Origin of the sequence: Phreatobacter aquaticus (assembly GCF_005160265.1) — a bacterium.
GTDB lineage: Bacteria > Pseudomonadota > Alphaproteobacteria > Rhizobiales > Phreatobacteraceae > Phreatobacter > Phreatobacter aquaticus.
Genome location: NZ_CP039865.1, coordinates 2,266,022 through 2,289,858, shown reverse-complemented (window position 1 = coordinate 2,289,858; position 23,837 = coordinate 2,266,022). Strand labels below are relative to the sequence as shown.

The following is a 23,837-nucleotide window of genomic DNA, read 5'->3' as shown; positions in this document are numbered from 1 at the left end:
CCGGTCAGCGCCCCCACTCGCCGGTCGCATCGTACACGCAGGCCCCGCCCAGGATGGTCAGGTCGCAGCGCGTGTCGTGCAGAATGTCCTCAGGGCTGGCCGTGAGCAAGTCGCGCGAGAAGACTGCGACATCGGCAGCCATGCCGGGCACCAGGGTGCCGCGGTGGTCCTCGCACTTGTTCACATATGCGCCGAACTCGGTATAGGCCTGCAGCGCGCGCTCGATGGAGATCGCCTCGTTGCCGCCGATCACCGTGCCCTTGGAGGTCTTGCGGGTCAGCATCGTGTAGAAATTCGGATAGATGTTGGCATCGCAGACCGGGGCATCGGTCGATGCAGCCGGGCGGAAGCCCATGTCGATCCAGGTCTTCATCGGATAGCTCTGGGCCGGCCGCTCATCGGGCATGACCGACTGATAGAGGTCGCCGAAGTCATAGATGAAGATCGGCTGCGGCACCGGCTCGATGCCGGCCTTCCGCATGCGCTTCATCTGATCCATCGTGTTGAAGCCGCAATGCTCGATGCGGTGGCGGCGATCGGCGTCCGGATATTTGGCGAGCGCCTTTTCCATCGCAACCAGGGTCTGCTCAATCGCGCCGTCGCCAATGGCATGGACCGCGAGATGATAACCCTTGGCGTGGACCGCCATGGTGGCCTCTTCCATCTCCTTGTCGGTGAGACAGTAGATGCCGTGGGTCTCTTCCTCGCCAGCATAGACCTTGGTCATCGCGGCGGTCTTGCCGCCAGCGGAACCGTCGGTGAAGATCTTCACCGGGCCGATGCGCAGCATGTCGTCGCCGGAGCCGGTGACCAGCCCCTCGTCGTAGCACTGGTCGAGGATCCCCTCGGGAATGTCGAGCAGGCACTGGGTCACACGGATCGGCTGGCGGCCGGTGCGCACGGCGGTGCGGTAGGCGACCATCTCGCGGTATTTCGAGTGAATGCCGACAGCGGCATCCATGGTCGAGGTGATGCCGAACGAGTTCATGTATTTGGCACCGCGCTCGATGCCGGCAACCAGGTCCTCGTCGCTCACCGGCGACAGCACGGCCTTGACCGGCAGGCGGCCGTTCTCGGCCAGCAGGCCGGTCAGGTCGCCGTTGACCTGCTCGATCGCGCCGCCGGCCGGGACCGGGGACGACTTGGTGATGCCGGCCATCTTGAGCGCCAGCGAATTGACGACCGCCAGATGGCCACAGGTGCGTACCAGATAGACCGGATTGTTGGGGGCAGCGGCATCGAGCTCGGAACGGTGAGGATGGCGCTTCACGTCGAGCTGGAAATGGTCATAGCCGCGCGCCATGATCCATTCGCCGGGCTTCTTGGTGGCGGCGGCCGCCTTGATCAGCCCAAGCAGTTCGTCGAGCGTGCCGGCGTTCTTCGGCCGGGCATCGACCTCGGCCATGGCGACGCCCATGGGCAGGAGGTGGGCGTGGGCCTCGAACAGACCGGGCGTGGCGAGCCGCCCGCGCAATTCGACAACCTTCGTCGACGGTCCGATCAGCGGCTCCAGGTCAGCCGAGGGGCCGACTGCCAGCACCTTGCCAGACCAGAGCGCCACGGCTTCCACAACGGGCCTGCCATAGCCGACGAAGACGCGACCTCCCCGCAAGACAACATCGGCTTTCGGAAGGATCGACATGCTTATTCTCCAGATAGGCTGCCTGAGAGGATGGCATGCCTGTTTTTGTACCGGCAAGAGCGGCTCGCGCCGAACACCCCGGCGCAAATGGGGGATGCAAGAGCCTTGCCGATGGGTATTGTGCGCGCCCCGCCAGTGAAAAAGCGGCGACTCCACCAGGATTTTTTATGTATTGTCAGATAGATAGGGGATCAACGACAGTCACGATTGTCGTTGCGGCAGGTGCGGGGTCGCCTTACCAGGCCGACCTCATTGCGATCCGATCGTATTGGTAAACGATACATTTTCATCGAAATCCACAAGAGATTGCCGAACAACTGGGCAGTTGGCGCCATAGCTGGCGCTGCGACCAGAGGAGGCCGATACACAACGATCGCGCGTCGCGACATCGTCCCCGTGTCTGCAAGGCCCTCCCCGCTGAAACGGAGGATGTGCCCTGACGCCGGCGCGCTAGACTGCCGGCTTGCGCCCGCGTGCCGATGAGCGGGCCGAATCCAGGAGCGTCTCTCATGTCCGCCGCAGCCACGCCCATTCCCACCGCAGCAGAGACCGATCCGGAGGTGCTGGGCTGGATGAAAGGGTTCCCGCCCGCCGAGGACCGGACGATCACTTTCGAGAACGGCTCGTTCCGCTCGTTCCCGGAACTGCGCTGGGCGTGGAGCAACATCCGCCAGCTGGTGCCGACCGTGAATGTCTGGCGCGGCCCAGGACCGGCCTCCGCCCTGCCGCGCGCCGAGCGCGCCATCGGCGGATCGCGCTCCACCACCATGGACGGCCGGCCCATGACGTTCGACCAGATGCTTCAGGAAACCTATGCCGACGGCATTGCCGTGCTGCACAAGGGCAAGCTCGTCTACGAGCGCTATTTCGGCGCGCTGAAGCCGCACAAGCCGCATATCGGCATGTCGGTCACCAAGTCCTTCACCGGAACGCTTGCCGGCATTCTCGTGGCGGAAGGAAAGATCGATCCCAAGGCGCCGGTCACCGACTACGTGCCGGAACTGAAGGCCAGCGCCTTCGGGGATGCCAGCGTCCGTCAGGTCATGGATATGACCACCGGCCTCAAATACACAGAGATCTACACCGACAAGAATTCCGACGTCTGGGGTCTCCGGAAGGCCAATGGCATGGCGCCGCGTGAGCCCGGCTATCAGGGCGCTACCACCATCTTCGATTTCCTCTGCGCCCAGGAGAAGCAGGGCGAGCATGGCCAGGTTTTCGCCTACAAGACCGTCAATACCGACGTGCTTGCCTGGATCTGCCGGCGCGCCAGCGGCATGACGCTGTCAGACCTGCTCTCGGATCGCATCTGGGCACCGATGGGCGCGGAAGAAGACGCGCATTACCACGTCGACCGCATCGGAACAGAGAGCGGCGGCGGCGGTCTGTCGACGACATTGCGCGACCTCGCGCGCTTCGGCGAGACCATGCGCAACCACGGGCACTTCAATGGCCGCCAGATCGTCCCGGCTTCTGTGGTCGAGGACATCGAGCGCGGCGCGGATCCGGCGCAATTCGCTCCCGCTGGCTACCCAACCCTGCCCGGCGCGTCCTATCGGAACCAGTGGTGGGTCAGCCACAATGCGCACGGAGCCTATATGGCGCGTGGCGTCTACGGCCAGGGCATCTATATCGACCCCAAGGCCGAGATGGTGATCGCGCGCTATGCCTCCCATCCCGCTGCAGGCAATGCCGCGAACGACCCGATCACCCTGCCCGCCTATATGGCGCTGGCGAAGGATCTGATCGCCGAAGGCTGACAATCGAGCCCCGAACAGAAACAGGGGCGGCGATGGTTTCGCCCTTGTTTCAGGTGATCGTGATTGGCGAGCCCAACGCGGCCTGTCGTGCAATCTTGCAGAAACCCCCTCTGCCTATACGGTGGATGCGACCCACGCTTTGAATGGGGCGCCAGCTCGGAGATTGCCGTCCATGTCGTTCCTTTCGTCATCACCCCTCAGGCTGGCATTGGCGCTGGCCTGCGCTGCCGCCATCCAGATCCCGACGGCGGATGCCCAGTCCGGCCGCAACCGCCGCGGCGGCAATTCCGATGTCGACATCACGGTGATCAACCGGTCCGACGCGATCGTGAACAACATCTTCGTCACCGCGGTCGACGACCCGGCCTGGGGCGAGGATCGCCTCGGCAGCGACACACTGGCTGCGGGACGCCGCAAGCGCTTCAACCTCGAGATCGGGCGGCAGTGCCGCTATGACATGCGCGCCGTGTACGAAAGCGGCCGCGAGGAGACCCGTTTCGGCGTCGACCTGTGCCAGCGCAGCGAGATCACCCTCGACGGCCGCACCCAGACGACCGCCTCCGATCTCCAGCGGCAGGGACCGATCGGCCTGTTCATCGTGCGCAATCGCACCGGCAATACGCTCCAGACCCTGAAGCTGACCTCCGAGAATGGCGACGAGAGCGACGACGTGCTCGGCTCCTCGGTGGTCAATGACGGCGGTACCTATACCGGTCGCATCCGTCGCGCGGACGGCTGCACCTATGATCTGCTCGCGACCTTCGATGGCGCCGAGGATCGCACCGTGGCGCGCCGCAACCTCTGCACCAACCGAGAGGTGGTCATGGCAGCCGAGCGCGACGCCCCCCCGGCGGGGACGCCCGCTCCCAGCGGACCGGAGGTTGTGGTCGAGTTCCAGAACCGCTCGGCGGTGTCGATGCAGAATCTCTATGTCCGCGAACGTGGACGCAGCGGCTGGGGGCCGGACCGCCTCGGCAACGACACCGTTGCCGCCCGCGCCAACTTCACCGTGCGCATGCCGCGCGGTCGCACCTGCGCCTATGACGTGAAGGTGGTGTTCGACGGTGCGCCCGATCAGGTGCGAGAGAACGTCGATCTGTGCGAGATGCGCGAATTCGTCGTCACGGGTCCAGCCCTCGTCACCGGCCGCGGCCAGCAGAAGTCGCGGCCGAGCGCGCGCAGCGGCGGCGAGGCCCGCACGCTCTCGGTGTCCATCCTCAACGAAGGTACCAACCCGATCGAGTCGCTGTTCGTCTCCTCGTCGAAGGTCTCAAGCTGGGGCGATGACATGCTCGGCACCAACCGCATCGCCCCCGGCGCGCGGTTCCAGGCGACCGTGGAACGCGACGACCAGTGCAACTATGACCTGCGCATCCTCTACACCGGCGGCCGCGAGGAGCGGCGCATGCGCCAGAACCTGTGTGATCGCCGGGAAGTGGCCTTCGGCGGCCCGAACGCCTTCCGCATCGACGGCGGTGGCCCGGACAACGGCCGCAAGGTCGTGCTGACCAATACCGGCCGCAACGATGTGCGCGAACTCTATCTGACCCCGGTCACCGATACCCATTGGGGCGATGACCGCCTGGGCTCGGAGACCATGCCGCGCCGGTTCCGTCTCGAACTGCGCCTGCCCAACGAGGGCGGCTGCCGTTGGGACATGAAGCTGGTCTATGAAGGCGGCCAGACGATCGAGCGCCGTGACCAGGACCTCTGCGCCACCCCGGAGATCGCGGTCGGCCGTCCCAATCGTCCGGGCCAGGTGGCATCCACCGGCACGGGCTTCTACATCACCGCCACCGGCCATGTGCTGACCAACCACCATGTCATTGATGGCTGCTCGACGGTTGCGATCTCGCGTCCGGGCGGCCAGCGCATCCCGCTTCGGCTGATCGGTGCCGACGAAGGTGCCGACCTCGCCGTGCTCCAGCAGGACAACACGACGTCGCAGCCCTTGTCGCTGCGCGGCGATGGCGCCACTCCGATCCGGGCCGGCGAACGTGTCGTGCTGGTGGGCTACCCCGCCCGGTCGCAGCTTGGCGGCGTCAATGTCACCGAGGGCCTCGTCTCCGGCATGCGCGGCGCGCTCGGCGACCAGACCCGCTTCCAGTATACGGCGCCGACGCAGCCCGGCAATTCGGGCGGCCCGGTGATCGATGCTTCGGGCCTGGTGGTCGGCGTGGTCGTGTCGCAGATCGACAAGATCTCCGGCGAGCGCAGCGCGCAGAACATCAATTTCGGGATCAAGCTCGATCTGGTCCGCACCTTCCTCGCCGCCAATGGCGTGACGGCGGCGGAGCGGGCGCCGGATGGTTCGCTGCCGACCGCCGACATCCTGCAGAATTCCGACCAGTCGGTGCTGCCGCTCGACTGCCTGGAATGAGCAGACCTTTCCGCCGCCAGCGGAAGCCTTGAAATCAGGAAGCCGGGCCGTTCGCGGTCCGGCTTCTCTGTTTCAGAAGCCAACCGGCAAGGGTGACGGCAATTGCTGCGGCCACCATGCCGGCGAGACCATCCAGCAGCCAGTGATGGTCGAGATAGATGCTGGCGACCACCATCGATGCCGCATAGACGAGATGGATCGGACGGGTCCGCCACGTCGCCTTCGGCCAGGCGACCAGCAGCGTCAGGATCGGCATGGCGCAGTGCAGCGACGGCATGGCGCCGAAAATATTGGCCGTGCGGCTGTAGAAGGCGCGGAAATAGCCAATGCCGAGCAATTCATCGACCCGCAGCAGGCGCCCGGCGCTGGGCAGGGCCGACATGTCGATCGCGCAGCCATGCATGCGGATGTACCAGGGTGGGGCCGCCGGCATGACCATCCAGATGGCGAAGGCGATCAAGTGCACGATGGCAAACGACCACAAGAGCAGTTCCATGCGGGGCCGGTCGCGGAAATAGAGCACGGCGGCATAGGCGGCGATCACATAGAGGAAGGCCGCGTAGGGAATGGCGAAATAGAGGTCGAAGACCGCCGCGTTGTGGACCTGGAAGAAGTCCGAGAGCGTCGTGTCAGGCCCGACGCTGAACAGCGTCAGTTCGATCTGACGCAATTCGCAGCCCCAGACGCGCTCGGGGCGAACGAGCAGAGGCGTGATCAGCCGCAGGAGCTCGTAGGCGAGGGCGACCAGAATGGCGGGAGCCGCGATCACGACGAGATCGCGCGTCCAGCGCGTGGCGTAGGCCGCCACCGCAACGATCGCGGCGATCAGCCAATATTCGGGCTTGGGCGCGCCGCCTGCCGCCATGACACCGGCATGCAGCGTGGGCACCAGCGGCACAAACCACCAGGGCCCCCAGAGGCCTTTCACGTGACCGACGAGGGACGCCATCACGCGCCGCGGATGCCGGAGGCCGGATCGGTGACCGGCGTCGGCATCTCGCGGAGCTGTTCGCCCTCTTCGATGACGCGACGCGCGACGCGCAGAGCATCGGCAGCGGCAAGCGCGCTGAGGACGCCGGCCACGCCGGTTCCAACCAATGCGATCGGCAGAGCGAAGGCCCCAGCCAGCAGCGACAGGGCCATCAGCACCATGCGGTCGCCGCGGCGCATCCAGAGCGGCGGCAGCGCGACGGCAAGGCCTTCGCAGCGCGCGCGGACATAGGAGACCGTGTAGCCGGTGAGCAGGGTGAAGGCCGGAACCATGGCGGCCAGACCAGAGCCACTCTGCGCAAAAAGCGCCGTCAGTCCGAGCAGCGGCAGGGCATCGGAAACCCGGTCGAGCGTCGAATCGAGCAAGGCGCCGAAACGCGTGGTCCGGCCGGTGGCGCGGGCAAGCGGCCCGTCCAGCAGATCAAGGACACCGCTGAGCAGCAGGAAAAGGGCTGCCCAGGCCAGCGAACCGGTTGCCGCGGCGATCCCGGCTGCCGCCGCTGGCACCAGAGAGAACAGGGTCAATGTGTTGGGCGTGATGCCCGTGCGTGACAGCAGCAAGGCCACCCTGGACAGGACCGCGCTGAACGACGCGCTGCGGCCAATATCCTGCAGTGACACTCCGCGCTCGAGGGCGCTAAGGAAGCGGGTGAGCCGGTCCGGCAACATGAAGGCGCCTCCCCGTTCGGCGTCGATGATGATAAGGGCCGTCTCACTGCCCGAAAAATCGGGCGAGGTGAAGGGGCGCGCCATGTGAATGCGCGTTTCGCGACGAGGATGCAATGATCGGCAATGCGCTGAACCGGTTTCGCAGGATGTCGCCGCTTCGGCTCATCCGGGATATCCGGCGGGCCCGACGGCTGAGCGGATCGCTCTTCAAGCCGGTCGATACCGGACAGGCCCCAGCTCCATCTCGTCCCGAAAGGCTGGTCGTCTCGCTGACCACCGTTCCCGAGCGCATGACCCTGCTCGGCCCGGTTCTGAGGAGCCTGATCGACCAGACAATCGCCGCCGACCGGATCATCCTTTGGCGTCCCACGACGTCGCGCCGTTCGGGCCTGGCTTATCCTGATCCCGGTCCGCTGCCCCCCGGCGTCGAGGTTCTGCCCTGCACCGATGAAGGCCCCGCGACCAAGCTTCTGCCGGCGCTCATCGCCGAGCCTGACGCGTCCATCGTCGTGGTCGACGACGACGTGGTCTATCCCGTCGATTTCCTGGAGCAGTTGCTCGCGGCGCATCGGCGTGACCGGCATGCGGCCATCGGCTGGCGCGGCTGGAGCATTATCGAGGGCCGGCATCCCAAGCGCTTTCCCCATGTCTTCGCGACCGCACTCGCCAAGCCGCAGCCGGTCGATATCCTGCTCGGCACCTGGGGCTATCTCGTGCCGCCCGGCACATTCGACGGGGCGGTCCACGATTTCGAGGGCTTTCCTGCCGAAAGCCGGTTCGTCGACGATGTCTGGTTCTCCGGCCATATGGCCAGGCGCGGCGTCAGGCGACTGGTCATCCCTGCCCGCGGCCTGCCGATCGAGACCAGAGCCTCCGGGCTCGCGGCCCTGACGGATGGCCCCAACAGCTCCGGCCACAACGATCTCATCGCCATCAACGCGTTCCGCGCGTGGTGGTGAGAGGGGCATGACTCCGCCGCGGGCTCCGTGATAAGGGCACGCGCAATGTCCAGTTCCAGCCCCAAGCCGCCACGCGTCGCCATCACCATCGACATGGAACCGGATTGCCCGCCGTTCCTGTGGACATGGCGCGGCATCACCGAGGGCTCGCCCAAGTTGCTCGACCTGTTCGAGCGGCAGGGCATCAAGACAACCTTCTTCACCACCGGCGATACGGCCCGGCTGCACCCCGAGGCTGTCCGCGACCTCGTCGCGCGCGGCCACGAGCTTGGCTGCCACGGCATCTCGCACCAGCGGTTCGACTGGATGTCGCGCGAGAGCGCCACCGCGGAGATTTCCGGGTCGGCCGCACGGTTGCGCGAGTTCGCTGATGTCACCTCGTTCCGCGCACCCTATCTCCGGTTTCCCGGTCCCTATCTCGATCTCCTGGAGGACGAAGGTTTCGACCTCGATTCCTCGCAGGCCAGGTACAAGAAGGACGTACCGGGCGCCGAGAATGGTCGCGATATCCTGCGCATCCCCGCCTCCATCACATCGAGCGCGCTGCGCATTCCGAAACTGGTCCGCGAGTATTTTCTTGGCCGGCTCGCCGATCCGGTCGTGCTGTTCGTGCACCCCTGGGAGTTCGTCGATCTGACGCAGGAGACGCTGCGCTATGATTGCCGCTTCCGCACCGGGCAGCCGGCACTCGATGCCTTGGATTCGGTCATTTCCTTCTTCAAGGCGCGTGGAGCCCGCTTCATGACGATGCGCGATCTCGGGCATGAGATGCGCGCCGCCTCTGCCGCTCCGGCCCTCCTGGCCGCATCTTGAGCGAGCCCGCGCACCAGACCTCATCGGGTTCGCCCAACCGCCGCCTGTGGTGGATCGCCGGCTGGCTGGTGCTGGCCGCCATGTCGGCCTACGCCGCCTTTGCGCTGCCTTGGGACGAGGTCCTGCGCGCCTTCAAGGACGCCCATTGGGGCTGGGTCATCGCCGCGGTGCTGATCAATGCGGCGGGATGGCCGTTCTGGATCCTGCAATGGTGGCTGCTGGCGCCGGCCGCCCACCGGCCGAGCTTCGGGCGCATGGCAGAGGTCACGGCACTCTCGGGCTCCACCAACATATCAGTGCCGATCGCCGGGGCGGTGGCATCGGTCGCCTTCCTGATCACGCGCGGTCGCCTGCCGGCGAGCGCTGCCATGTCGGTCTATGCGGTCGACCAACTGGTGACCGGCATCGCCAAGGTCGCGGTGCTGGCCGCAGCCGTCTGGCTGGTTCCCACGCCGGACTGGCTCAGGACCGGCACCCTGACGCTCGCCGTGGTGATTGGGCTGTTCGTCGCGGGCCTGCTGGTCGTCGCCCGCGGCGGGGCGGTCATCCGGTCGCTGGGCGCACGGATCGGTGGCCGGATCGGCGCTTTCGCCGAGCCGGTCGGCAGTTTCATCGATCATCTTGAGCCGATGCGTCACCCGTTGCTCGGGCTTTCGGTCACGCTGCTCGCCATTGCCAAGGATGCGACCGAGATCGTTGCGGCGCTGATGATCCAGATGGCGGTCGGCATGGAGCCGTCGGTGCCGCTCGCGGTCCTGACCATTGCCGTGCTTGGACTGGCGACGCTGGCGCCGATCTCGCCCGGCAATCTCGGGATTTTCGAGGCGGCAATCGCGTTTTCATATCAGTTCATGGGCGCTTCGCTCGGCGTTGCCGCCGCCGCCGCCGTGTTGCAGCACGCCGCCGTGTTTCTCGCGTCCTTCGCAGGGCTTGGCTATCTCGCCATCGTCATGCCGCGCAATGGCTCACGGCCGGACAAGGCCTGATGCCCTGACGCGGTCGATGGCCGCGCGATATTCCGCCTCGTAGCGGGGGGCGACCTCTGTCCAGTCGACGCCTGGCGGCCTTGCCGAGGCGCCATCGGCGAGTTGTGAGCGAAAGCCGGCATCCGTGATCAAGCGGCGAAGGTGAGCTGCGAACTCACCATCGTCATCCGCCAGCAGCGCATTGGTCCCATGGGTGAGGAAGTCGCTCGCGCCCGACATCCGCATGGTCACGACCGGCAGGCCGCAGGCAAGGCCCTCGAGCGCGGCGATGCCGAAGGCTTCCAGCCGAGAGGCCAGCGCGAAAACGTGCGAACGCCGAAGGACGGAACGAATGGCTTCCCGCGACAGCGCACCCGGAAGGCTGATCGCATCCGAAATGCCGTGGCGCGCGGCGATCGTCCTGATCGCACCCGCTTCATCGCCGTCGCCGATCAGCGTCAGCCGAGCGGCACCTGGTGGCAGCCCCTCGATGGCCTTGGCGAAGGCCTCGACCAGCACCCGCGGGCGCTTGCGCTTTTGCAGCCGCATCACGCCGACGATCTCGACAGGCGGCAGCACAGGCCGGATATCCGTCGCGTTGCCCTCGCGCCACCAATCGAGTTCGATCCCGTTGGGAATGACCGCGACCCGCGCCTTCGCCGTCAGAGGCCGCATCGCCTTGGCGGCCACGGACGAGACCGCGGTGAAGCCAATCGCACCCCGGGAATAGCCGTGCACCCTGTCGAGCAGCATCAGAGGCAGGTCAAAATGCTTGAGCACCGAGTGGAAGGTGGCGACGGCCGGAATGCCCGCCCGCATGGCGAACTGCATGGCGTGATGGGCGATGGGTGCCACATTGCCGCAATGGACGTGCAGCACGTCGTATTGGTCGCGGCCGACCATTGCCCGCAGGGCGGCAAACACACCGGGCGTGAAGGCGATGCCGAAGCCCGGCAAGCGAGGCCCCGGCAGCCTGAGGATATCGATACCATCCTGCTGCGGTGGACCATCGACCCCACAGATCACCCGGACCTGATGGCCGCGCTCCATGAGCGTCAGCGCAAGGTCGCGCATCTGCAATTCGATGCCGCCAAGGCGCGGCAGGAACCAGTCGCTGACCAGGGCGATTCGCAGGGCGCGGGGTGAGTCGTTGGTGGGATAAGCGTTCATGCGTAGCCATTCGAGGTGAACCAGGCCCACGCATCGCGCATGGCGATCTCGGCCGGACGAGGATGATAGCCGAGGTCGCGGATGGCCCTGGCACTCGAGAAATGGTGGGGCAAGCAGGCGATACCGGCACTCACCGAATTGAGGACAGGCTCGCGCCCGGTGATGGCGCCGAGGCCATCGCCGATCCAGCCGAGTGTCTGGACGAGCCAGGCTGGAGCAGTCGCCACGCGCGGCACGCGGCCTGCGACGCGCCGCATCATGGCAAAGGCGTCCGCATAGGTCAGCGCCTCGCCGCCGAGGACATAGCGGCTGCCGCTATCACCGCGAAGACCCGCCTCGATCACGGCATCTGCGACATCCTCGACATGGCAGAAGTCGTTGCCGCCGGGCGGCGCCAGGGCGACCGGGGCCCGAGCGACGTCCAGCAGCATGCGTCCAGAAGAGGGCTTCCAGTCCCATGGGCCCAGCATGAAACCCGGATGGACCATGACTGAATCGAGCCCTGACGCCATTTCGGCAAGCACCGCCCGCTCCGCCTCGTGCTTTGAGATGGAATAAGCCGAGGCGACCGGTTCGACCGCGCCTTGTGTCTCGTCGCCAGGGCACTCTCGTGTGCCCCAGGCCAACGTATCCACGGTCGAGACATGGACCAGGCGGGCGCCGGCCTGCCGGCACGCAGCCGCCAGGCGGACGGTCGGCACGACGTTGTCGCGGCGAAACGCGTCCAGGTGGCGCCGGCCTATTGCGACACGAGCAGCGGCATGGACGACAATGTCGCCGTGCCCGATGACAGCGCCGAGCGAGTCGGCGCAGAGATCGATTTCGATCCGAATGAGGGCGAGGCCATCGAGGGGGCGACGCGGGCTGGTCCGGCGAACAAGAGCCGTCACGTCCATCCGGCGGGCCAGAGCCCGGCGAATGACGGCATTTCCGAGCAGGCCGGTGGCTCCGGTGACGATCAGCACGGTAACCCTTTAAATGACGAGACAATGAAGTATAAGGGGGCCGCTCGGGCGGTAAGGATCGTCCCGACCGCCTGGAGAGAGTTCGTGTCACGTTCCGTCATTCGCGTTGCCATCGTTGGCCTTGGCAACTGCGCCTCTGCGTTTGTGCAAGGGCTGAGCTTTTATCGCGACGCCAAACCGACTGAATCGATCCCCGGATTGATGAATGTTGAGGTGGGCCCCTATCATATCCGCGACGTTGAGGTCGTTGCCGCGTTCGATATCGACGCGCGCAAAGTGGGCCAGGACATTGCGCAGGGCATCCTCGCCAAGCCGAACAACACCATCCAGTTCGCCCGTGTGGCCGATACCGGTGTGATCGTTCAGCGTGGCCCGACGCTCGATGGCATCGGCAAGCACCTGGTGGGTGTGGTCGAGGAATCGAAGGCTCCCCCGGTGGACGTCGCCGCGGCGCTCAAGGCCAGCGGTGCCCAGATCCTCATCTCCTACCTGCCGGTCGGATCCCAGAAGGCGAGCGAGTTCTACGCCGAACAGGCGCTCGCATCCGGCTGTGGCTTCATCAATTGCGTTCCGGTGTTCATCGCCTCCGACCCGGTCTGGGCCAAGCGCTTTGCCGACAAGGGTCTGCCGATCGTCGGCGACGACATCAAGAGCCAGGTGGGCGCAACCATCGTTCACCGCGTTCTGGCCCGTCTCTACGAAGAGCGCGGCGTCAAGATCGAGCGCACCTACCAGCTGAATTTCGGCGGCAATACCGACTTCCTGAACATGCTGGAGCGCGAGCGACTGGCGTCCAAGAAGGTCTCCAAAACGCGCGCCGTAAACAGCCAGATCGACGTGCCGCTCGATCCCGCCAACATCCATATCGGCCCGAGCGACTTCGTGCCGTTCCTCGACGACCGCAAGATGGCCTATATCCGCCTTGAGGGAACCGGGTTCGGCGGCGCGCCGCTGAACATGGAGCTGAAGCTCGAAGTCTGGGATTCGCCGAATTCCGCCGGCGTTGTGATCGACGCCGTCCGCTGCGCCAAGATCGCGATGGATCGCGGCATTGGCGGTCCGGTCATCGGACCGTCCAGCTACTTCATGAAGTCGCCGCCGCAGCAGTTTACCGACAAGGAAGCGCGCCAGCGGACGAACAGCTTCATCAAGGGCACGGAGACCGCCTGACACTGGGCGCAATTGGCGCCCGCAACGATTCAGGGTCCGCGCCATGCTCGTCGCCCACAGGATCGCCAAGGCCCATGCCGGACGCCCCATCGTGCTGGGCGTCGATCTGTCCTTGAGGACAGGGGAAGTGGTCGGCCTGCTTGGCCCCAACGGGGCCGGCAAGAGCACGTCGTTCGGGATGATTGCGGGGATTTCGACCCCGGATGCCGGCAGCGTGCTTATGGACGGCCGTGACGTCACCGCATTGCCGCTCTTCGCCCGCGCTCGCCTCGGGCTCGGCTATCTGCCGCAGGAGCCGACGATCTTTCGCGGCAACTCGGTCGAAGACAACATCCTCATCGTGCTGGAATCGGTCATTGGCGTGAAGTCCGATCGCCTGGCACGGCTTGACGAACTGCTGAGCGAATTCGGCCTCGACAAGGTGCGCAGGTCGCGCGCTGGCGCCCTGTCCGGCGGCGAGCGCCAGCGCCTCGGCATTGCCCGCACGCTGGCCAGCGACCCGACCTACATCCTGCTGGACGAGCCATTCGCCGGTGTGGATCCGATCGCCGTGATTGAAATCCGCAAGATCGTTCGTGGTCTGATCCGGCGTGGTATCGGGGTTCTGATCACAGACCATAATGTCCGCGAGACGCTGAGCCTGGTAGATCGCGCCTATATTATCGATGCGGGCCATATTCTTGCAGCGGGGCCGGTTCATCGGATCGTTGCCGATCCTCGCGTCAGGGCCGCTTATCTCGGAACCAATTTCGAACTTTGAACGTTTGTGCCTGCAGCGACGATACGATCCAGTCACGCTACGTTAAGCATGTTCTGCTTCAATCGCGGGATTGTCGGAGTTCGAAGTCGATGCCCCTCCTGGACGGAATGACACTTGCCGTGACCCTGGCCTTCGGGCTGGTCGCCATGCGCGTCGTCTTCGGCGCCGGCTGACCTCCGGAATCAGACGGGCACCCAGCCACTGCGCGCGGCAAGCTGGATAAGTGCCACGGCGAGAACTGCGGCGGCGCCATCATCGGCCATTATCCCGAAGCCGCCCTCGACATGAGTGTCGATCCAGTTCACGGGCCAGGGCTTGGCGATGTCGAAGGCGCGGAAAGCCACGAAGCCGATCACCAGCCAGACGGGACCCGGCGGGGACAAGGCAGCCACTGCCGCCATGGCCCAGGTCTCGTCGATGACGATTGACTGGTGATCATGGACCCCGGCCGAGCGCGCGGTGACGTCGCAGGCCCAAACGCCGACGGCCCCCAACAGCATCAGCAGGATGATAGCCGCGGCGAGCGGCACGGCCTGCAGGCCCCAGCCGATCGCGAGCCCAGCGAGCGCGCCGAACGTGCCCGGGGCGACCGGGACAAGCCCGAGGCCGCCCGATAGGGCTATGGCATGTGCGGGGTTCGCGCGCAGAAAGCGCCAATCCAAAGGCACCCGTCCGGTCATGGGGGCAGGCCCGGTCAATGGGGGACCTGTGCCGCAGCCGGGTCGCCATAGATGCGGTAGCGCTTGGATACCGTGTAGCCGACCCGCTCAAGAAGCCGCCGCATGCGCAGATTGTCCTCCAGGATCCAGCTAGATTCCACCTCGACATCGGAAGGATTGGCCGCAAACAACTGGGCCATCGCCGCCGCCGGCAGCCGGGCGCCCATCGAAGTGCCGCGGAGCTCCGCTCGCACACCCAACAGCATGGTGCGGTAGCTGGTGAAACGGTGGGTCATCACGCGCCAGAGGAGCCTTGCCCAGTTGAACGGCATCAGCCGCCCCCCGAAGCCCCGAAACAGCTCCAGGGCATTCGGCATGCAGAAGGCAAAGGCGATGGCCCGGCCATCAATCTCGAAGAAGACGGCATGGCGCGGCCGCAGCAGAGGTCTCGCCGTCTTGAGCAGCACTGCAAGTTCCTCGCCGGCCAGCGGCGCGAAGCCCCAATTGTCGCGCCAGGAATCGTTGAACATGTCCGCCATCAAGTGCGCTTCGCGCTCCAGGGCCAGGACATTCAGCGTGCGCATCCGGATTCGGCCCATCGCCCCATCCTTGGGGAGCCGGAGACCGCGCCAGTCCCGGCCTTTATGGGGCGGCACCAGATAGGCAAGCAGGTCCTTCATCCCCACCAGACCTGCCGCCTCAACATGGGCCGGCAGATAGTCAGGGCTCCACGGCATGAGGATCATGTCGCCAAGCGCCTGCCCATCGATCTGGAGGCCTGCCTCCTCGTTGATATTGAGCGAATAGGGCCCCTCAAGCAGCGGGCGCCCGCGCTCAGCATGCCAGGCCCGCGCGGTGGCCAACAGGGCGTGGACGACGCCAGCGTCATTGACGGCGGCCAGACAGCCAAAATGGCCGATATGGGCGCGTTCGGCCGGCGTATCCCGATCAAACTGGGCCGATATGCGCCCCAGCGGACGACCGGCGTCGTCGGTGGCGATCCAATAGCAGCCTTCACCGTGCTTGAAGAATGGCGCACGTTTGGGGTCGAACAGTTGCAGACGCTCGATGTCGAGCGGAGGCTCGTAGCCGGCGAGGCCTGAATAGATCTCTCGCGGCAGACGGACGAAGCGCTTAAGATCGGCCCGTGATGCAACTTCTGTTATCCGCACTGCCCGGTCCCTTGGTCGGCGTTGGCGCGGACCATATACACCGTCTGTAGCCGGCATGTCGTCCGGATCCCACGAAACAGGCAAGCCGCGAATGCGCGGCTCGTCCAACTGGAACCAGGCCTCTCATCCTTGATCCATTTCCTGCGCGAGATCACATCGGGAAAGAGGCGCTTCCCGCGTCAGCAGACGCGGCAGGTGATTCGTGATGTCGTCTGGCAGGTCGGGCTTGTCCTGTTGCTGATCGAGTCGGTCTTCGTCGCCGAGAAGCTGCTGTCCGGCCTGCTGGTTGAACTTCTCGCGGTGAGCGCCTCGTTTGGCAAGTCACTGTTCCTGATGGCGGCGTTGATGCCGGAAGTGTTCGAATTGGCGCTGCCGGCGGCGCTCCTCATCGCCGTCTACCGGGTCGCGCTCGGCATGCGGGAGGACCGCGAATTCCTTGTCCTATCCAGCGCAGGGATACCGCCCTATGGACTGGTCCGGCTGATTCTGAAAATCGGCCTCGGGGCACAAGTCATCGCGCTTCTGGTGTCCGGTCTTGTCGAGCCGCTGTCGCGTTTCGCATTTCGGGAAGTGATGTTCGTCGCGCAATACAGTGCGCTGGCCGGGGGCACGATCACCAAAACGCGCCTGATCGACACTCGGGTGGGGACCGTGTGGGCGTCGCCACGCAGCGACGAGCCTGAAAATCCACGCCTGTTCGTGCGGCAGGAGCCGCAGGCGGGCCAGGAACGGATCGTGGTCGCCAATGGCGCCCGCCTGACGGATCCCGATCGCGCCGGGCGCGTCTCATTGCTGCTCTTCGACTTCTCGGTGGATGATTTCGTCGTGCCGCCGGCCAGCCTGGTGCCGGCGGGCCGCCCGGTCCGGCCAATGAGTGCGCCAGTCTCGTCGCTGCGCGGGCAATCGACCTCGCAGAGCATGGTCATCAACGATGTCATCGCGCTGGACCCACGCGGCCGTGATGTTGCTGAACTCACCACAATCGAACTGTTCTGGTCGGCCGGTACAGACCGCGCCCACCTGTTGGCTCTTGGCAAGCGCTTGGGGCGGAGCCTGCTCTGTCTGCTTGCCCCGCTGATTGCCCTGATCGCGCTATCCTGGACCACTCGGGCGAACCAGGCCTTCATCCTGCCTTTGGCATGCGCCGGTTTGATGGCGACCGAGATCATCGGCACAGCGGCACTTGGAACGCTTGCGGGTACGGGCCTCGTCCCGACACTCGTTCTGCTTGTGATCTTCGCCGCGACGCTGACATTGGCGCTGTCAGGCATCGCAGCATCCCGCAGTTCGGCGATTGCTCGCCCAGGTCTTGGCCGATCGTGATGGGCAAACCTTCCTTTCGACCGTCACCGGGCGAGGAACGACGGTTCCTGACCGTCTATTTCGGGACCTACACCCGCATACAGGCGATCTCCCATGCGCGCCATGCGGCGACGGTCGTCGCTGCGCTGCTGGTCATCGCGTTGACGCTCGACCTCGCAACGCTCATCGAGCGCATTCTGGCCCAGGCGCCGGACCAGAGCGCGCTTGGCAGAGCCCTTCACGTTGCCTGGTACATCATGCTCCGGATCGCGGATCTGATCGGCACCTTGCTGCCGCTGGGCACGTTCCTCGGCATCTTCTGGTCAGAGGTGACCCTCACGCAGACGCGCGAGCGGCTGGTCGTCTGGAACGGCGGACGGACTCCACTCCAGACTCTCATGCCGCTTCTGATCCTCGGTCTGATATGCGGGATCGCTCAGACCGCGGCCCTGATGTGGCTCAGACCGGCGGCGGTTGCCTACCAGATCGAGAATGGCATCGGCTCATATGGGGGACGTTTCGACCGGCGCCTGCAAGCGCACGCCACTTGGATCACCCTGGACAATCACCTGATCCGAGCGCGGATCGACTATCGCAACAGCCGGCTGATTGATGTCGATATCTATGAGATTTCAACGTCCGGCCGCATGACCAGCCGAATCCAGGCGCGCTCGGCCGTTCCCTCATCCGTTGCCGGTCAATGGACCTTCATCGACGGCAGCCGCTGGATCGCGCCCCTGCCAAGCGACGAACAGACGAATATCGGCGAGGCCAAATGGTTCACCGAGGAGGTGCTGCCTTTGCCGCTTGATCCCCTCTGGCTGGCCAATTTCGCCATTGAAGCACGCTTCCTGCCCCAACAGACACTGCTTGCTCTCGCGGCGCTCGGCGACGGCGTTCCAAACGACGCCGCCTATGCCACCTGGAAGCAGGTCCGCATGGCCCAGGCCCTGCTGCCATTCGGCATGATGGGGCTCGCCTCGGCGCTCGCCATGACGCTGATAGCCTTTCGCACGACGCTCAAATCCGTGATCGGGATCGGACTAACCGGGTATTTTGTCCATGTCGCCACTCATTTGATCGTGTGGCTCGGCGAATATGGCTATGTGGCTCCGATTCTCGCCGGCTGGCTGATCCCGGTCGCGACCATTGCCGCGACCCTGCTGTTGTTGGTCCGCCTCACACCCGCGATCCCGCCCAACGACCGACGGCCAGGCTCCCTGCAGCCGGCTGCATCATGAAGGCCGCACCGTGATACCGCCGATCCTGCACCAGACCTGGAAATCGACCGAACTGCCAGCCGATCTGCGGGCGATGCAGGCGAGCTTTCTCGCGCTGAACCCCACGATGGAGTTGCGCTTCTACGATGACGACCGGATGCGTGACTTCGTCCGGGACGCATTTCCGGACTATCTCCAGATTTTCGATGAACTGGCCTTTCCAGTTCTGAAAGCCGACCTTTTCCGCCTCCTGGCCGTGCTCAAGGTCGGCGGCTTCTACGCTGACATGGACATGGAGTGTCTGGCTCCGCTGTCGCAATTCTACGGCTCGGACAGCGCCATCTTCGGTGTCGAAGCCCATGTCACCCGAACCCGCCAACAGGAACTCGGCTATGACCAGCCGTTCCAGATCGCCAATTGCATCTTCGCGGCCCCGCCCGGTCACCCGTTCTTGCGCAGCGTGGTCGACCGGGTTGTCGACCACCTGAGGACAAGGTCGGTTGCGAGGATCGGCGACATCGAGGATGCGACCGGGCCAAAAGCCCTCACGCGCATATTCTACGCCGAGCGCCCAAAGGACGTGCGGGTTCTCAAGCAGATATGCTGGGTGCCACCGGACGTCTTCGCCGATTTCGCCCCGACCCGCGCCCGCGTGATGTGCCGCCATCACTTCCTGGGCTCGTGGAAAGGCGAAGGGCCAGGCCCCTCGCTCAAGCGTCGGTTGATCGAGCGCAACCGCCTGCCCAACCCATTCCCGACGTCAATCTGGCATGATTTCGGCTGGTCGTAGCCCGCCGCCGCATAGCCGGTCTCACATGTCGAGACGGATACGCTCGCGGATAGCCTCGCCCGAAGCGATATCGAAGCCATGGAAATCGACATGGTGGACCTTGGGGATGAAGCCGCTGTCATCGGCAACGGCATAGGCATAAACGAGACGAACCGTGCGCTGACCAACCGTCAGCAACCCGCGCGGCTTCCCTGCGCCGTCGAGGTCAACCACGATGCCCCGGTCGCGATATCCTGCGATCCGCGCCTGAAAGCGCTCATCCGGCAGCGGCGAGACACGGACCCCGAAGGCAAAGACACGCTCGAAGAAGGTCAGAGCGCGCCGCCGGCCATCCTCATCAAAACGACGCCAGAACGCCTCGACTGGTTCGTCCCGATCGAGCTTGCCAGCCGCGTTCTGGCGCGCCGCGTAGACGATCTGGTTCTTGTTGATCGAATGCTGGACATAAAAGAGCATTCCGGGATCGGCGGGCACGGGAAGATCCGGCCGGGCAATGATCAGCTGGCGGCTGACCGTCACCTCCGATCCACGCACGGCGATGGCGGGCAGGCGATCATCCTGCGCAACGGCGCCAACGCTGCCACCGAGGGCGAACAGGGCGGACAGCAATGGGATTTCACGACGGGTCAGCATGCGGACTTCGCTCATTCGACGGGCCAGGATGGCGGTGCGGCGGCCCAGCTCGTTCGCCGCATTGCGGGAAGCCCCTAGATAGAGGCGCCATAACCGTTTAGGAAGGCGTCATGACCTTCGAAGGGTAAGCCCTTGGCTTCTCCGTACGGAGGACCTAACCTATGGCAACGTAACGAAAACGCCAAAAAAAGGCCGAAGAATGAGCGGGACAGCATCGCCCTTCGGGGATGACCAGTTGACGCAGGACCTGATCACCGTGATCGCCCAGGAAGGCATGGTCGATCTCGCGGGTGTCGGGCCTGAAACGACTCTGGAATCGCTCAATATCGCCAGCGTCGACTACATGATGATCCTCGCGGCCATCGAGGAGAAATTCTCGGTCTATATCCCGATGGACGAAAGTCTGGCGCAGGTGAAGGATGTCGGCGGCTTGATCGCGGTCCTCAAGGAACAGATTCTGGCCGGAAAGAAGACCTGACGTGACACAGCGTTCCGTTGTCGTCACCGGCCTTGGTGCGATCAGCACGGCCGGAATTGGCGTCGATTTGCTCTGGAATGCCGCGGCTGAAGGCGTTTCCGGTGCACGGACTGTCATGCTGGACTACGAGTACGGCAATCTCATCAAGGTTGCCGCTCAACTCCATGATTTTGACCTGGCGCGGTTCTTTCCGAACCAGAAGACGGCCTTTCTCGATCGCGTCACCATGATGGCGATGATCGCCGCCAAAGAGGCAGTCACAGATGCCGGCCTTGCCGAAGCAGGTCCCTTTGGGCCGCGGACCTCGGTCATCGTCGGGACAGGGATCGGCAGCCTGCAGACGATCGAGGAATCGAGCCGCACCATGCTGCTCGAAGGCAAACGCCCGGATCCGCTGACCGTCCCTCGGGCGATGACCAGCGCATCCGCCTCCAATATCGGCATGACCTATGGGTGCACCGGCACCAGCTTCGTGATTTCGAGCGCCTGTGCGTCGTCATCGCAGGCCCTCGGCATCGCCACCCAGATGGTGCGGGCCGGCATGACCGACCGCGTCATCGTGGGCGGCACGGAAGCCATCGTCACGCCCGGCGGCATGAAGGGCTGGGAAGTGATGCGCGTGCTGTCGCCGACCCTGTGCCGCCCCTTCTCCAAGGGGCGCAACGGTCTGCTGCTCGGCGAAGGCGCAGCCATGCTGGTCATCGAGGCGGAGGAGCTTGCGGTCGCACGCGGGGCCCGCATCCGGGCGCGCATTCTCGGCTATGGCACCACCAGCGATGCGCGGGACATGCTGCGTCCTGACGTCGATGGCGCCACCAATGCCATGGTGGCGGCGATCGATGATGCAGGGATCGATTCAAACGACATCGATTATGTCAACGCACATGGCACGGCGACTGTGCTGAACGATACGACCGAGAGCGAGGCCCTCGGGCGGATCTTCGGGAACAGGCTTGGCCAAGTGCCGGTCAGTTCGACCAAGCCGATCCACGGCCACACCCTGGGTGCGGCCGGCGCGATGGAAGCGGTGATCTCGATCCGCGCGATGGAAGAGAGCTTCGTGCCGCCGACGATCAATTTTCTTGAGGCCGATCCGAACTGCCCGATCGATTGCGTGCCCAATGTCGGAAGGCCCGGCAAGATCCGGCACGTTCTGAACAATTCCTTCGCCTTCGGCGGCATCAACGCCGCACTGGTGTTTGGAAGCGCCCAGTGAGCCAGGTCGGCGGCGTGGCTCACCTCGCCATCGAGGTGATCGCGCAGGCGGATCAGGTCCAGGCCTTCGCCATGGCGGTCGGGCAATCCGGCGAGGACGCGCGGCTGCCGACGACCTTTCCGATCCGCTGGCTGACAGATCCCCGGATCATCGCTTTGATCGCAGGCCTTGCCTCGGATCGGCCGAGCGCATTGCCCGTCCATGAGTTGCAAACCATCACCTCGATCAAGTCGCTGCCCATCGGGCTTCCCTTGACGATCCAGGTCGAAGGCCGGCGCACGGACGACATCCATGTCACCATCGACGCAACGGTTGAGGACCAATCGGGCGAGCCCGTGGCGATCCTGCACTCGCTGCTACGGTTGATGGCATGAGCGACGACCGCTTCCCCGTCGGGACTGCCCTGCCCGAGCAGCGGTATGGGCCGATCACGCAGAGCGACATCGCCGCCTATGCGCTTGCATCCGGAGACGACAATCCGATCCATGTCGATGCCGAAGCCGCGCGGGCCATCGGGCTGCCGGGCACTGTCGTCCAGGGCATGCTGATGATGGCCTATGCCGATCAGGCGCTCGCCAAGTGGTTTCCCGAAGGACAGATCGGCAAACTGTCGTGCAGGTTCGCAGCACCGCTGCTCGCAGGCGACAGCCTCGCCGTCAGCGCGCGCGTGGTGCAGGTCAGCGACCTCGAGAGCGGACGCTCCTTGACGCTCCGGCTGATCCTGCGGAACTCCGATGCGAAGGTGATCGCGATGGCGGAAGCCGCCGTCGCGATGTGACGGAGATCAGGCCGAAATGGCGCGCGGGGCAAATTCGCGCAGAATGGCCAGGAACTGATCGATATCCGCGTCCGTGTGGGCGGCTGACACCGAGAACCGCAACAGCACTTCGCCGTTCGGCGTCGCCGGCGGGATCAGCAGGTTGACGTAGATGCCGCTTGCCAGCAGATCCCGCCAGAACTCCAGCCCCTGGATCAGGCCGCGCATCCGGATGGCTCCGACAGGGCCCGGCGTGGCGCGCAGGACATAGCCCATGGCCTCGACGCTTGTGCAGAACCGCTCGGCCTTGCGCCAGAGATCGGCGCGCAGGTCAGGCTCTGACCCGATGATCTCGATCGCCGTGCGCGCGGAGGCGACGACCGCTGGCGGCAGCGAGGCGGTGTAGAGATAGGCTCGCGACAGATAGCGCAGCGAGCGCAAGGCGGGGTGGAAGGTGACGCAGAAGCCGCCGATCACGCCGACGCTCTTGGAGAACGTGCCGACGATGGCATCGACCAGGTGCTCGGCGCCCTGAACCTCGGTGACACCGCGGCCATTGGCGCCATACATGCCCATGCCGTGGGCTTCATCGACGAGAACCAGCGCGCCATGGTTCTTGGCGACCGTCGCGAGCCCGATGACGTCGCCGATATCGCCCCAGACCGAATAGAGCCCTTCGAGAACCACGAGAATGCGCGAAGCCGGGACGGTCGCTTCGGTCAAAGCCCGTTCCAGATCGGCCGTGTCGTTGTGCTTGAACGGCTTGAACGTGGCACCGCTGGCGCGGCAGGCGTCGATGATGCTGGCATGGCAATAGGCATCATAGAGGATCAGGTCGCCATCGCTGGCGAGGCCGCCGATGGAGCCGAGATTGGCCATGAAGCCGGTCGAATAGACGATGGCGTCCGGACGGCCATAGAAATCCGCGATTGTTTTCTCGAGGGCCACATGACCCTGCTGGTTGCCGCTGGCGACGCGAGAGGCGGTCGAGCCCGTGCCCCATTTGTCGAGTGCCTCATGGGCGGCGGCAATGCAGCGCGGGTCGAAATTCAGCCCGAGATAGCTGTTGGTGCCAAACAGCGTGGTCTTACGGCCGCTGATCGTCGCATGGACCGGTCCATGAATCTCATCGATCTGGATCCGCAGCGGATGGTCCTGCTCACCGACTGCTCGGTCAAGCATGTCGCCGAGGGTCGCGATGCGGCGCAGGATACCGGACAACTGGGGGGGCGGTGTCGAAGCGGCGCGTATGCCGTCTTGCGGAATCTGCTGGAAGTTCATGGGCGAGGACAAGCCTTAGAAAAAATAACTGGCCATTCGGCATATGTCACTGCAGTGACGCTATAGTGGTCCGTCTCGATGCAAGC

Annotated in this window: 23 protein-coding genes; 14 read left to right on the top strand and 9 right to left on the bottom strand. The window is 65.0% G+C overall.

Annotated elements, in window-relative coordinates; genetic code table 11:
• Window positions 1–4: 4 nt before the first annotated feature.
• Window positions 5–1,642, bottom strand: coding sequence for an amidohydrolase (locus E8L99_RS10690; RefSeq protein WP_137099518.1), 1,638 nt, complete (start codon window positions 1,640–1,642; stop codon window positions 5–7).
• A 509-nt stretch (window positions 1,643–2,151) separates the two neighbouring features.
• On the opposite strand from E8L99_RS10690, the gene E8L99_RS10685 reads away from it, so the two are divergent.
• Window positions 2,152–3,402: a serine hydrolase domain-containing protein gene (locus E8L99_RS10685; RefSeq protein ID WP_215907072.1), complete on the top strand. Its 1,251-nt coding sequence runs from the start codon at window positions 2,152–2,154 to the stop codon at window positions 3,400–3,402.
• Window positions 3,403–3,574: 172 nt separating this feature from the next.
• Window positions 3,575–5,782, top strand: a complete 2,208-nt coding sequence (locus E8L99_RS10680) for a S1C family serine protease (RefSeq protein WP_137099516.1) — start codon at window positions 3,575–3,577, stop codon at window positions 5,780–5,782.
• A 34-nt stretch (window positions 5,783–5,816) separates the two neighbouring features.
• On the opposite strand, the gene E8L99_RS10675 is transcribed toward E8L99_RS10680, so the two are convergent.
• Window positions 5,817–6,731 (bottom strand): phosphatase PAP2 family protein, encoded by a 915-nt coding sequence (locus tag E8L99_RS10675; protein WP_137099515.1) that lies wholly within the window; start codon window positions 6,729–6,731, stop codon window positions 5,817–5,819.
• Window positions 6,731–7,525 (bottom strand): CDP-alcohol phosphatidyltransferase family protein, encoded by a 795-nt coding sequence (locus E8L99_RS10670; protein WP_137099514.1) that lies wholly within the window; start codon window positions 7,523–7,525, stop codon window positions 6,731–6,733. Before E8L99_RS10670 ends, E8L99_RS10675 begins: the two co-directional genes overlap by 1 nt.
• A gap of 29 nt (window positions 7,526–7,554) precedes the next feature.
• On the opposite strand from E8L99_RS10670, the gene E8L99_RS10665 reads away from it, so the two are divergent.
• The 3 genes from E8L99_RS10665 to E8L99_RS10655 are packed head-to-tail and all read left to right on the top strand — an operon-like array spanning window position 7,555 to window position 10,199.
• Window positions 7,555–8,400 (top strand): hypothetical protein, encoded by an 846-nt coding sequence (locus E8L99_RS10665; RefSeq protein ID WP_137099513.1) that lies wholly within the window; start codon window positions 7,555–7,557, stop codon window positions 8,398–8,400.
• Between the two features lie 45 nt (window positions 8,401–8,445).
• Complete coding sequence (locus tag E8L99_RS10660; RefSeq protein ID WP_137099512.1) at window positions 8,446–9,213, top strand: polysaccharide deacetylase family protein; 768 nt, start codon at window positions 8,446–8,448, stop codon at window positions 9,211–9,213.
• Entirely contained in the window at window positions 9,210–10,199 is a 990-nt protein-coding gene (locus E8L99_RS10655; RefSeq protein WP_137099511.1) for a lysylphosphatidylglycerol synthase transmembrane domain-containing protein, read from the top strand. The genes E8L99_RS10660 and E8L99_RS10655 overlap by 4 nt, the downstream gene beginning before the upstream one ends.
• Here the strand turns inward: E8L99_RS10655 and E8L99_RS10650 are convergent.
• Window positions 10,179–11,348, bottom strand: coding sequence for a glycosyltransferase family 4 protein (locus E8L99_RS10650; protein ID WP_137099510.1), 1,170 nt, complete (start codon window positions 11,346–11,348; stop codon window positions 10,179–10,181). The two genes, E8L99_RS10655 and E8L99_RS10650, sit on opposite strands and share 21 nt — an antisense overlap.
• The gene (locus E8L99_RS10645) at window positions 11,345–12,313 is read right to left on the bottom strand and encodes an NAD-dependent epimerase/dehydratase family protein (protein WP_137099509.1); all 969 of its coding nucleotides are present in this window, start codon (window positions 12,311–12,313) and stop codon (window positions 11,345–11,347) included. Before E8L99_RS10645 ends, E8L99_RS10650 begins: the two co-directional genes overlap by 4 nt.
• A gap of 84 nt (window positions 12,314–12,397) precedes the next feature.
• Between E8L99_RS10645 and E8L99_RS10640 the strand changes: the two genes are divergently transcribed.
• Together E8L99_RS10640 and lptB are read left to right on the top strand one after the other, a co-directional pair.
• Window positions 12,398–13,483: an inositol-3-phosphate synthase gene (locus tag E8L99_RS10640; RefSeq protein WP_137099508.1), complete on the top strand. Its 1,086-nt coding sequence runs from the start codon at window positions 12,398–12,400 to the stop codon at window positions 13,481–13,483.
• A 43-nt stretch (window positions 13,484–13,526) separates the two neighbouring features.
• Window positions 13,527–14,243, top strand: coding sequence for an LPS export ABC transporter ATP-binding protein (gene lptB / locus E8L99_RS10635; protein WP_137099507.1), 717 nt, complete (start codon window positions 13,527–13,529; stop codon window positions 14,241–14,243).
• A 182-nt stretch (window positions 14,244–14,425) separates the two neighbouring features.
• Here the strand turns inward: lptB and E8L99_RS10630 are convergent, their stop codons facing one another.
• A complete protein-coding gene (locus E8L99_RS10630; RefSeq protein WP_168201640.1) occupies window positions 14,426–14,905 on the bottom strand; it encodes a phosphatidylglycerophosphatase A family protein in 480 nt (159 codons plus the stop codon).
• A 32-nt stretch (window positions 14,906–14,937) separates the two neighbouring features.
• On the bottom strand, window positions 14,938–16,074 hold the full coding sequence (locus tag E8L99_RS10625; RefSeq protein WP_137099505.1) for a hypothetical protein: 1,137 nt from the start codon (window positions 16,072–16,074) through the stop codon (window positions 14,938–14,940).
• Between the two features lie 129 nt (window positions 16,075–16,203).
• On the opposite strand from E8L99_RS10625, the gene E8L99_RS24000 reads away from it, so the two are divergent.
• Genes E8L99_RS24000 through E8L99_RS10610 form a run of 3 tightly spaced genes read left to right on the top strand, consistent with a single transcriptional unit; the run spans window position 16,204 to window position 19,386 of the window.
• Window positions 16,204–17,397 (top strand): LptF/LptG family permease, encoded by a 1,194-nt coding sequence (locus tag E8L99_RS24000; protein ID WP_252511334.1) that lies wholly within the window; start codon window positions 16,204–16,206, stop codon window positions 17,395–17,397.
• On the top strand, window positions 17,397–18,617 hold the full coding sequence (locus E8L99_RS10615) for an LptF/LptG family permease (RefSeq protein WP_252511368.1): 1,221 nt from the start codon (window positions 17,397–17,399) through the stop codon (window positions 18,615–18,617). The genes E8L99_RS24000 and E8L99_RS10615 overlap by 1 nt, the downstream gene beginning before the upstream one ends.
• Before the next feature lie 10 nt (window positions 18,618–18,627).
• Window positions 18,628–19,386 (top strand): glycosyltransferase family 32 protein, encoded by a 759-nt coding sequence (locus E8L99_RS10610; protein ID WP_137099502.1) that lies wholly within the window; start codon window positions 18,628–18,630, stop codon window positions 19,384–19,386.
• A 21-nt stretch (window positions 19,387–19,407) separates the two neighbouring features.
• Here the strand turns inward: E8L99_RS10610 and E8L99_RS10605 are convergent, their stop codons facing one another.
• Window positions 19,408–20,019 (bottom strand): DUF4833 domain-containing protein, encoded by a 612-nt coding sequence (locus E8L99_RS10605; RefSeq protein ID WP_168201639.1) that lies wholly within the window; start codon window positions 20,017–20,019, stop codon window positions 19,408–19,410.
• A 199-nt stretch (window positions 20,020–20,218) separates the two neighbouring features.
• On the opposite strand from E8L99_RS10605, the gene E8L99_RS10600 reads away from it, so the two are divergent.
• Genes E8L99_RS10600 through E8L99_RS10585 form a run of 4 tightly spaced genes read left to right on the top strand, consistent with a single transcriptional unit; the run spans window position 20,219 to window position 22,491 of the window.
• Window positions 20,219–20,497 (top strand): acyl carrier protein, encoded by a 279-nt coding sequence (locus E8L99_RS10600; protein ID WP_137099500.1) that lies wholly within the window; start codon window positions 20,219–20,221, stop codon window positions 20,495–20,497.
• Window position 20,498: 1 nt separating this feature from the next.
• Window positions 20,499–21,713: a beta-ketoacyl-[acyl-carrier-protein] synthase family protein gene (locus tag E8L99_RS10595; RefSeq protein WP_137099499.1), complete on the top strand. Its 1,215-nt coding sequence runs from the start codon at window positions 20,499–20,501 to the stop codon at window positions 21,711–21,713.
• Entirely contained in the window at window positions 21,710–22,087 is a 378-nt protein-coding gene (locus E8L99_RS10590) for a hypothetical protein (protein ID WP_137099498.1), read from the top strand. Before E8L99_RS10595 ends, E8L99_RS10590 begins: the two co-directional genes overlap by 4 nt.
• Entirely contained in the window at window positions 22,084–22,491 is a 408-nt protein-coding gene (locus tag E8L99_RS10585; RefSeq protein WP_137099497.1) for a MaoC family dehydratase, read from the top strand. Before E8L99_RS10590 ends, E8L99_RS10585 begins: the two co-directional genes overlap by 4 nt.
• Before the next feature lie 6 nt (window positions 22,492–22,497).
• Here the strand turns inward: E8L99_RS10585 and E8L99_RS10580 are convergent, their stop codons facing one another.
• Window positions 22,498–23,751, bottom strand: coding sequence for an aminotransferase class I/II-fold pyridoxal phosphate-dependent enzyme (locus E8L99_RS10580; RefSeq protein WP_137099496.1), 1,254 nt, complete (start codon window positions 23,749–23,751; stop codon window positions 22,498–22,500).
• Window positions 23,752–23,837 lie beyond the last annotated feature (86 nt).